Genomic DNA, 10,407 nt, shown 5'->3' on the forward strand with positions numbered 1-10,407 from the left:
CAATATTCAGCTTGGCTTGGATTGCCATCTGCTCGGCATAGGCAGCTCTTAAGCGATGATAGGGCTTCTTTTGGATTGGTTGATCTGACGATGCCGATGATGGAGCAGAGATTAGTTTCTCTAATATATTTTCAGATATATTTGCCGAAGATAAATTTCTCCGTATTTGAGTTGAGTCATCTGACTCTAGTTGTTTCGCTAGTGGTGCAAAGCCTCTAGCCTGCAAATTTAGGGTTGTGGGCTGAGGAGAAGTTACAGGCTTATAAGACTCTTCATAAATACGCTTCACGTTATTAATCCCTAAATTTGCTTGTCGGTAGATACTTACAATGTAATATAGCAATTACAATGCATTCAAGCGATCGTTGTATAGAAATCATAAAAAGTAGGTTGGGTGGAGCGACAGCGATACCCAACAGTTAATCACATTATATAATGCCTGTTGGGTTTCATTCTTCAACCCAACCTACACGATAGCTATAGGATCGGCGAACTGACAAGTCAGCGCTTGCTCTATCGCACTAAGGTAATCGGTTTAGGCGATCAAGATAGTTCTGCTGGGCTACATCCCCATTTGTATGATTTGTGAGATCAAGCTGGGGTAGATCTTTGAGTCGTCTTACTCCTTGCTCAATCCCCTGAGCTACATAGTTTGACATCTCTGCCATGTGATTGTTTAACTTATCTCGAACCGCTATCACCTGTGGGTTATTATTGATTCCCCCTTGGGTTCTAATGTTAGGCATATTACTGTTGCCATCATAGGAGTTGTCTACTCCTGAAGTATCAATACCTAGCAAAGACCCCATCAAGGTTGACAAGATTGGAGAAAACCCAGCACCATATCCTCGATCATCAGTTACCAGCAGAACATGAGCCATCTTTACATATTCTCCATTAATCATCATTTGTGGCAGACCCGTTGCATGATTTAACCAAGCGTTAACGTCACCCTGCTGCGAAGTTAACATTCCTTGTTCACCACTGTTATCAATACCTGTAATTTGGCCACCGCCCATAGTATTTCGCTTGATAAATAAATTTTCTGGATTAAATTTATCTGCGAGTCGATCCCAGTTACCAAGGAAGATGTCAACAGCCGCCATACGACCCAGAGCTTTCATGAACTCATTGTCCATAAATAGCTTGAGCGGACTGTCTTTGTTAACCTTATCCTTATCGCTACCAATACGTTTATCCCCTGTTGTAATCTGATCCTGATTTTGTGAACCAGTTAACATATCACCCAATTCCTGCCCCTTAGCCGTAGAAGTCACTATTATATCACCAATGTTGCCTCTTTGCATATCTCCTAAAAGCTTACTGACGCGATCGCCCTGATGCTGTAATGTGCCTTGAAAAATCCGCTTTTGCATTTGTGTACTAGCCTGTGCCGCTTCGTTAGGAGGCAGAACTCTCACATCAGGCGTACCGATATTCCACTTATCTTTGCTTTTATTTACTCCCGCCATTAGGGTTGCCGTTGCTATTTCTTCTGCACCCTGTACACCCGCCTTAGCAATAATTTGGCGTTCTCCTAGCTTATCCGCAAACATTAAGACACCTCCGCCACCTTTACCACTGGAATAAATTTGACGAACATTATCCCATTGTGTGTTCTGGACGCTAAGTTTTCGGGAGATGAGTCCTGATTTCATAGAACCAGTCCCATTATTACTACTCTGCTGAACGACATGGGTCAACTCATGGGCAATCAACTCCTGACCACCTTTGCTACTGGGGTTATAAGCTCCCTGCCGAAAGAATACATCTTGTCCCGTCGTAAAGGCTTTGGCTTGGATTGACTTATTTAACTGATCAGACCGTGAATCCGTATGCACCCTCACGCTACTAAAATCCGCTCCCATCGCTTGTCCCATCTTAGTTTGTAGATGAGGGTCGAGGGCTTGTCCACCCCCTCTTGCCGTTTGAATGGAAGCTTCTAAATCGGGTTCTGCTTCACCTCCATCAAGGCTTCCTCGTCTCTGGAGCAATGATCTCACGGGTAATCCTGCGATCGATTCTCTTCGCTGGATTCTAGAAAAGGAAAGTTTTCTTTGAATCCCTTCTTCTTCTGTTCCTAAAGCATCCTGTTTTTGGATTGATTGGCTCGAAGTGGGAGCATTAATTTGCTGTACGACTTTGGTGGCGGTAGCATCAGCTTCTTTTTCATACTTATCATTGGGTTCGCCAATATTCAGCTTGGCTTGGATTGCCATCTGCTCGGCATAGGCAGCTCTTAAGCGATGATGGGGCTTCCTTTGGACTGCTTGACCTGACGATGCCGATGATGGAGTAGAGATTAGTTTCTCTAATATATTTTCAGATGTATTTGCCGATGTATTTTCGGAATAGTCTGGATGTTTTGAGGTTGAAATATCCGTAGAGGCTTTTGCCTGTAGTGATGCAAAGCCTCTAGTTTGTAAATTTAGGGTTATGGGCTGAGGAGAGGTTACAGGTTGATAGGACTTTTCATAAATACGCTTCACGGTATTAACCCCTAAATTTACTTGTAGAACAACATACTATTTCTGCCTTGGCTAATATTCTCACATATTTAAATTGAGATGCCTAGTTACAGCTTAAATATTTCTTAATCTGTTTCTGAATCTGTAGCGAACGCTGCGCGTTCACTACAGATTTTAGGGTTGTGCTTAGCTACTGACTAGCCACTGACTAGCTTAACGGCAGCTTTGCTCGCTGACTGACCCATCTTGGAGAGTGGTGTTACATAACTTAGCATTCGTAAAATTTGTATTTATTACAGAAGCATTTTCTAGATTGGCTTCAACCAAATTTACTTCGCTGAGATTAGCATTTTCCAGATTGGCAAAACCTAGCTTGGCGTTAGTCAAATTTGCTTTTAGTAAATTTGCGCCTTCAAGATCGACAAATTGACGAACTTGGGTAAATACATCAACGTTGCCATCGGCATAGGTATCGGTTAAATTTGCCTCTTGGAGATTGCTCTGCCGAAAGGAGGCACTAAGCAAATGGGTATTGCTAAGATTTGCTCCTGTTAAATTCGCTTTACCAAAATTAGCAAGGCGCAAGTCAGCATAGCTCAGATCGACATAGACGAGATTGGTTTCCTGTAAGTTTGCCCCCCTCAGATCGGTGCTACGAAGGTTTGCCCCCTGAAGCTCAGCCTTACTTAAATCTGCCCCAATTAGTTTGAGCCCGCTCAAATCCGTATTGCGTAAATTGCAGCCCTGACAGCGATTGGTTTCGATTAGTCTCTGCCGATTGAGGGCTTGAAGGCGATCGCTCAGAGGATCGGCAAAGGAGACCGAAGCGACAGAAAGCAGCACGATCGCCCAAGCTCCCGACCATAAAACTTTAGGAATAACGCTCATTTGTAGAATTCGATTGCCGATGGGATTGAGTATTAGCATCCATCGAAACTATGATGATAACTATGATGATAAATTAATGTGGATAGAAAAAGTTGTCATACTTTACGGACTTTACTTTACGGATTTTATTGTATTGGTGGAGTCATAAATGAGAACTTTTTGCTAAACCTGTGTTTGGGGTTGAAAACTTGGGAGTAACAGTGATTTTGCGTTCTTTCATTAATTTATTTAAGCAAAGTAAACGAGTTTTATTACTCTCGCTAGTGCTATTAAATTTGCCGATCGCCCCGATCGCGATCGCCCAAGAAAAGTTACAGGATTTTGACTATTGGGCCTCGCTTTGTAGCTCCTTGGTTAAATCCCGCAAGTACAAAGAAGCAATTGAAGCTTGCAATCAGGCGATTACCCTCAACACCAACGAGCCGATCGCTTGGCTCGAAAGGGGGGATGCGATGGTGGGTTTGGCAATGTATACCGAAGCAGTAGTATCCTACGATCGCTTTATCAAGTTACAGCCAAACAGTTCGGGGGCTTTAGCTAAACGCTGTGGCGCTTTGAATGAGTTAGAACGGTATGAGGATGCGATCACCTCCTGCGAGCTCGCCCTAAGGATCGATCTCAATTGGGATGATGCCTCTCCAGCGATGGTCTGGTACATCCAAGGAGCCATATTAAAACGTGCGGGAAAAATGGCTGAGGCTCTAGAATCCCTCGGTTTAGCCATTCGCTCCAACCCCAACTACTCCCTTGCCCTAACCGAACGTTGTGATATTTTTGTCTCTCTCGAACGAGCCGCCGATGCCCTCCAAGACTGCGATCGCGCTATTAAAGTTAATGCCAACTGGGGAAAAGCCACTCCAGCGATCGCTTGGAAAACTAAGGGCAAAGTCCAAAACCAGTTACAGCGATTTGACGAAGCCCTATTTGCCTATGACAAGGCGGTAGCGATCGAACCCACAAACGCGCAGGCTTGGGCAGAGCAGGGCATGATTTTATGGCGGCTCGGACGCTATGCCGAAGCCCTTGCTTCGCAAGAATGGGCCTTGAAAGCCAAAGATAAGTATTCCCTTGCCCTCGCCAATTCCTGCGCCGCCCTCAACCAACTGCGTCAGTATAAAGAAGCTCTGGCAGCCTGTAACTCAGCCCTGCAAGAAGGCGATCAACAATGGGATTATCTGGGACCTGCTTGGGCTTGGGATCAGAGGGCTAATGCCCTCAATGGTTTAGGTAAGTACGAAGAAGCCCTTGCCTCGGCAAATAGAGCGATCGCTCTCCAACCTAAGCAAGCGAGTTTTTGGGGCAATCGCGCCGCCACACTCTGGGCGTTAGGACGTTTCGATCTAGCCCTTTCATCGACCAATCAGGCGATCGCCCTTAACCAAAATTCTTCGAGTGCTTGGTTTAATCATGGGCGCATTTTAGCTTCTCTAGGACGTACCGAAGAGGCTTTAACCGCCTATGACAAAGCCATTCAAGGCGATGCTAATATTGGCAGTCAAATTTTCTTGGCAGATATTTGGACAAACAAAGCGGCTTTGCTCTGGCGACTCAATCGTTTTCGCGAATCGATCGCCGCCAGTCAACAGGCGATCGGCATTAACCCTAAATCAGATACAGCATGGTTTAATCTCGGTTTAGCCCTAATGTCCATCGAGCGGAATGTGGAGGCGGTAACTGCCTATAGTCGAGCGATCGCGATCGATGTCAAAAATGCTGACTACTGGACGGGAAGAGGACTCGCTTTACTTGCTCTCAATAGTAATGCGGACGCTCTTGTTGCCTTTGAACAAGCACTCAAGCTCAATCCCAGCCAAACCCAAGCAACTCTCAATAAAGCGATCGCGATCGAACGCTTAAAACCAAAACCAGCCAAGCCCTAAAACTTAAGAGATGAGTGGCGGCGATGCGCCGCCACTCATCTCTTAAATTGGTATTACAACAATTATCGATTAAACGAATACAAGGAAATTTTGGAAAGCGTTGCTAAGCAACGCTTTCCAAAATTTCCTTGATTTGGGTTTGAGCGCAAAGCGCTGTAGGTACTCACCTGTGGTGTTGCTAGATCCCAGGAATTTCTGATAGATGACACTTTAACTCCTCGACCTCAAAATTGGTCATCTGCTGCCATTCTTCAATTGTGAAATCGTATCCCTCTGCTCTTGCCATTTCGACAAAACTTTCAAGATTGGGAGCCTGATTTAGCTTTGCCTTAAGGAGGGAATTGTTTTTGGCTGCCCGATAAAGGCGCGCCACTTGCTCTCTTGCCATAATCTTGAATAGGAGTAAAGTGGTGGAATAGATTTTATACCAGAATATATGAACCATACAAACTTTGCCATAAATCATCCCAAGGGTCTAATCTTTGGTAGTGCTAAACAGGTAAGGATGGGCGGCGCGAAGCGCCGACCATCCTTACCTGTTTAAATCCTTTCCTGTTTAGGACTACCTAATCTTTCACTGGGAAGGGAGTAGGCAAAATAAAAACCGCTATACTCCAGTCGCCAAGAAAACGTTATAGTCTAGTCTATCAATATAATTTTTCACTAGATTTTTCACTAGATTTTTTAGTTAGAGATTTTACTTGTGGAATAATTTCATCAAAAAATCACTCCACACGAGTACAGCTTTTTGGGTTTTTATCAAGGTAAGGACAGCGCTCTATGACAGGAAAAGCTCCAAATGTTTGGCAGAAGTTCTGGAAACGTATTACTGATGTTTGGAATCAATTTATTGGCATAATCGATGGATTAATCGGCAATAAATTTATTGAATTCCTCAATAAAATAATTCCACCTCCTTTAAGATTTCTTCTTCCTTTTCTCAGAGATGACTTAGGGCTAGTCCCACCCTCAATTACTTCTTTTAAGGGGATTGGAGTACCAGAAAAGATAGAATCTAAAGAGGTTTTAAAAGAAATTACCATCGATCAAAGGGTGGGAACAATCTGGCAAATTAAACCACAATTTCTACGCTATCAATGTCAAGAATCCAATCCCTTTCGCTGTGAATTTCCCCATCAAGCTGTTACCGAAGATCCTAATAATAAATATTGTAAAAAATGTCAATTTCCTGCCAGTCTTCCTTCAGAAGTTAAGGTTCGGGGGAGAAGTGGTGTTTATCAAGTAGATAACTATATCGGTATTCGTGGCACTGGCAGACTCTATAATGCGACAAATTTAACTAATGGTGAAGAATTCCTATTTAAAGAATATGTAATTCCCAAAAAATATTTTAACGATCAAGAGACAAGAGCCTGTAAGCGTAATTTTGAAATATCATCAGAGTTAAAACTATCAGATGGCAGAATCCAAGACTCCCGCTTAATTACCCCCATAGAAGCGATCGCTGATGCTCGCGAAGAGCGCTGTTATGCAATTTTACCCCGAAATGATGAGGCGATCGTTCTTGCTGAATATTTAGCAGAGCATGGAGCTATGAGTAATTGGCAGGTTAAGTCATTTCTCAATCAAGCTTTACAAACCCTTGAATCTTTACATTCTCAGAAGTATCGCTTGCGTTCTGGAATAGTAACATCAGGCTTACCCCATGGCAATCTATCCTTTTATAGCATCGCCATCCGCACCGATTTCCAAGGATTTACGGTCTATCTCAATGATATGGCGCTATGGGAAGATCGTTTTTATCCTCCCGATGTCCAAACGCCAGCCTACTCTATTAATCGGGATCTAGAGGATTTGGGATATATCGCCTTTTACTTACTAAAGGGTGGTGTGATCGATCTCGAAAACCGTTCTTGCTTAAATCCCTATGAAATAAACCATTGGGATAAAAAGGTTAATCTAGGGCTAAAAAAATTCATTCAAAACTTGATTGGCTTTGGGGAAGTCAGTTATAGCAGTGCCGAGATTGCCAGACGAGCATTGCTACGAATACCGATTGAACGCGATGCCATGCTGGAATTCATTGACAAAGAGGAAGTTGTCCCAGTTAAAAAGAAGTGGTGGGCATGGATAACCAAAAAAATAATTGCGATCGCGATCGCAGTTACGCTCCTGTTAATTCTGTTGCTCCTGTTATATTTCTGGTTAACCCAACCGCCCAAAACCGCTAGTCTAAATGCTCCCTGTTGCATCAATCAAATATCTGACATTCCTAAAGGTAAATTTACTTATACTGCTGACAAACATGGCTCTTGGAACTACACGCTCTTACAAGATAATTTAATTGCTAAAGGTTCGACCTTAGAAGATGAATTGAAAAAGCGTCAACCAAAACTCCAACTTAAATATCAACCCGTCGTAGTTGACAAGAATAGCAATCGATCGCCAATTACCCAATTGCAATCTAATCAAGCTGATTTTGCGATTTCAAGCGTAACTGATAATTTAGATGGAACCTTTATTACCCAAGATATTGCCTACGATGGCTTAACAGTATTTGTTGCCTTTAGCTATGCCCAACGCGATAATAGTCTGCCCACCGCCTTGCATGGTAGACTTACCTTCTCCCAATTACGTCAACTCTATACAGGTGAGATCATCAATTGGCGACAGTTGGGGGGGCCAAATCTCCCTGTGAAGCTCTATATGCCTCTCGATAATGATGCGATCGAAATTTTTGAAAAACGGGTGCTCAAAGATGAAGATGCGATCGCTGCTTTCCGCCAGCTGATCCAAGAGGGTAATAATAGCATTACATCCCTATCGGTTTTTGATTCTCTCAGACAGGTAATCCAAGACTTTGAAGACCGAAGTATCGGCAGCATTTCTTTTGGATCGATCAGTCAAGTCTTTGGTCAATGCTCCGTTTATCCCCTCGCGATCGCCGATGACAATAAACCCTTTATCTCACCCCTCATGTTTAAATCGGGCAAAGCTGTTACCCCCAATGTCGATCTTTGTAACGAAAAAGGTAGCTACACTCAAAATTACAGTAACTTTATCAATCAAACCTATCCTCTTGCATATCCGATTTCGGTAGTCTATACCCGTGATAATCGTCGCTTGCCCATCGCCGAACGTTTTATCGCGATCATGCGCACCGATGAAGCGCAGAATTTACTCAAGCAAACTGGACTCATCCCCTTAAAATTTCCCATCAAATCCCCCAATTAAGTAACGTCAGTTCAAGTTAAGCTGGCAAATCTTAAAAGCCCAAAAGTAGAAGCCTTGCTACGCAAGGCTTCTACTTTTGGGCTTTGAGAAAGGGTTGGCTACGCCAACCCTTTCTCAAAGCCCAGTTCAAATAGATATAAAGATCTAAGCCCTGTGGCGCACGCGCAGCGAGCGCCACAGGGCTTAGATCTGGATTTTATACCAATTCACTAAAATGAGGCAACACTTCAGTGAATTAAAAAACAGACCCAGTAAGGTTTTGAGATTCCTAAGATGGCGTTGCCATCTTAGGAATTTTATATCCTAAGCAAAACTTGCATTGCTATATAATGTAGTGTAAATATACGATTAAATATACTAAGTATACGTTGTATACGTTTACATATACATGGCAAAGCTTTGATGGCAAACTATTCTGGAGACCCCAAAGAAAGAGCTGAACTTGCCAAGTTGGCTGCTCAGATTTTACAAGAGCCTTTAAGAATAAGATTGCTAAGCAATCGGGTGCATCAGCTTCTTCTAGATGACTTGAAGCAGCAAAAGGAGCGGGCGGGAAGAAATTATGAGGGCAGGTTATGACTAGTAACGGTTTTACCAGATCAGCATCTTACGTTACCACCAACCATTTCTATGTAGAGATGTCCCCTGATTCAACAATTGTGGCATGTTTTACTGAATGTACGGGATTGAGTGCCAAAGTAAATTATGAAACCTACCTTGAGGGAGGCAATAATGACCAGCAAAAGATTCTCTTAGGACATACGACCTTTTCAGAGGTAACTCTCAAACGCGGAGTAACCGAAGACCTCAGCTTTTGGAACTGGTTCACAGCTACCACATCCCGAAGACGTAACATCCGTATCTTGCTCTTTAATCAAGCTGGCGAAACTAGACAATGTTGGACTTTAATCGGTGCGATTCCCGTTAATTGGCAAGCACCATCCCTTCAAGCCGATGGCAATGCTGTTGCGATCGAAGAGTTATCCTTAGCAATTGAGGGGCTAACAGTGGCAACAACAGGCGGTGGGGCTGCTACCGTAGTCACCAGAGATACATCCAATGGTTCTTTCCCAAGTTCATAAGACGTGACTGAAAATACTCCTCCCTCCTTTGATGCTAGTGATGACGGAATATATGATGATATTCCGCTAGGTAATTATGAGCCTTTAATAGTCCCCAATGCGCTTGGACAGTCATTCTTACAGCCAAAATTTATTTATCCTCTGGGAGCAATTTCCCTATTAAGCCCTGATAATCTAGATATCAATAGTGACTCTGAATTTCTTGCGAGTTCCTTTGAAGACTCCCCTTTCTTTAATAGTCCTCTACAATCACCTTCTCTAAATACTATCCAAACTAAATCTGTTGCTTCTAAAGCTAATTTACAAGAACAGAGCAAATTCCTGCGATCGGCAAGTGGTTTAATCAGCGATCGCCCAATTCAAAGATCTAGCGAATTATCAGACCTCAGTCAGATAGATAATATTACTCAAAGCGATCGCACGATCCAAAGAGAGTCCGACTTTACCATTCAACCTATCTTAGATTCTCAAACCACTGAAATCCAAAGACAAGTTATCTCAAATGATGTTGAATCAATTAATTCTCCTCAAATCCAAAGATCTAATGATAACGCTTCGCCAATCCCAAGTGCATCAACTTCCGATCAACCCATTGCAGAAACAACAGCCATTGCAGAAATACCAGATAACCAGTCCCACGATATAAACAGCGATATAAATCAGGCAGTTCAAAGGCAAGTTGATACTGCTGATTTAACAAATTTAGAAAGCGATCGCAATATTCAAGCAAGAGTTAATGCAGATTATTCTGCTCCTATCGATCGCAATCAACCTGATATAGCTCGGCTAGATAATATTACTCAAAGCGATCGCACGATCCAAAGAGAGTCCGACACCATTCAACCTATCTTAGATTCTCAAAGTACTGAGATCCAAAGGCAAGTTATCTCAAAC

General features: G+C 42.9%; 8 protein-coding genes. 4 read left to right on the forward strand and 4 right to left on the reverse strand.

Translation table 11 applies throughout. The annotated features are described in order from the left end of the window. From PSE7429_RS19470 to PSE7429_RS19480, 3 genes are all read right to left on the reverse strand, one after another. Positions 1 to 289: hypothetical protein (locus PSE7429_RS19470; RefSeq protein ID WP_009629054.1), on the reverse strand; the 289-nt coding region annotated here is incomplete at its 3' end. Between the two features lie 232 nt (positions 290 to 521). After that, the gene (locus PSE7429_RS23905) at positions 522 to 2,489 is read right to left on the reverse strand and encodes an eCIS core domain-containing protein (RefSeq protein WP_009629055.1); all 1,968 of its coding nucleotides are present in this window, start codon (positions 2,487 to 2,489) and stop codon (positions 522 to 524) included. A 192-nt stretch (positions 2,490 to 2,681) separates the two neighbouring features. Then, complete coding sequence (locus tag PSE7429_RS19480; RefSeq protein ID WP_009629056.1) at positions 2,682 to 3,395, reverse strand: pentapeptide repeat-containing protein; 714 nt, start codon at positions 3,393 to 3,395, stop codon at positions 2,682 to 2,684. A gap of 131 nt (positions 3,396 to 3,526) precedes the next feature. Here PSE7429_RS19480 and PSE7429_RS19485 point away from each other — a divergent pair, with 131 nt between their 5' ends. Continuing rightward, positions 3,527 to 5,236: a tetratricopeptide repeat protein gene (locus PSE7429_RS19485; RefSeq protein ID WP_009629057.1), complete on the forward strand. Its 1,710-nt coding sequence runs from the start codon at positions 3,527 to 3,529 to the stop codon at positions 5,234 to 5,236. A gap of 178 nt (positions 5,237 to 5,414) precedes the next feature. On the opposite strand, the gene PSE7429_RS19490 is transcribed toward PSE7429_RS19485, so the two are convergent. Further along, positions 5,415 to 5,681 (reverse strand): Nif11-like leader peptide family natural product precursor, encoded by a 267-nt coding sequence (locus PSE7429_RS19490; RefSeq protein WP_231664060.1) that lies wholly within the window; start codon positions 5,679 to 5,681, stop codon positions 5,415 to 5,417. Between the two features lie 335 nt (positions 5,682 to 6,016). Here PSE7429_RS19490 and PSE7429_RS19495 point away from each other — a divergent pair, with 335 nt between their 5' ends. From PSE7429_RS19495 to PSE7429_RS19505, 3 genes are all read left to right on the forward strand, one after another. Further along, on the forward strand, positions 6,017 to 8,431 hold the full coding sequence (locus PSE7429_RS19495; RefSeq protein WP_009629059.1) for a PstS family phosphate ABC transporter substrate-binding protein: 2,415 nt from the start codon (positions 6,017 to 6,019) through the stop codon (positions 8,429 to 8,431). Positions 8,432 to 9,006: 575 nt separating this feature from the next. Beyond that, complete coding sequence (locus PSE7429_RS19500) at positions 9,007 to 9,513, forward strand: phage tail protein (RefSeq protein WP_009629061.1); 507 nt, start codon at positions 9,007 to 9,009, stop codon at positions 9,511 to 9,513. A gap of 3 nt (positions 9,514 to 9,516) precedes the next feature. Then, a partial coding sequence (locus PSE7429_RS19505; RefSeq protein WP_009629062.1) for a hypothetical protein occupies positions 9,517 to 10,407 on the forward strand: 891 nt, incomplete at its 3' end.

This window comes from Pseudanabaena biceps PCC 7429, from assembly GCF_000332215.1.
Taxonomy (GTDB): domain Bacteria; phylum Cyanobacteriota; class Cyanobacteriia; order Pseudanabaenales; family Pseudanabaenaceae; genus Pseudanabaena; species Pseudanabaena biceps.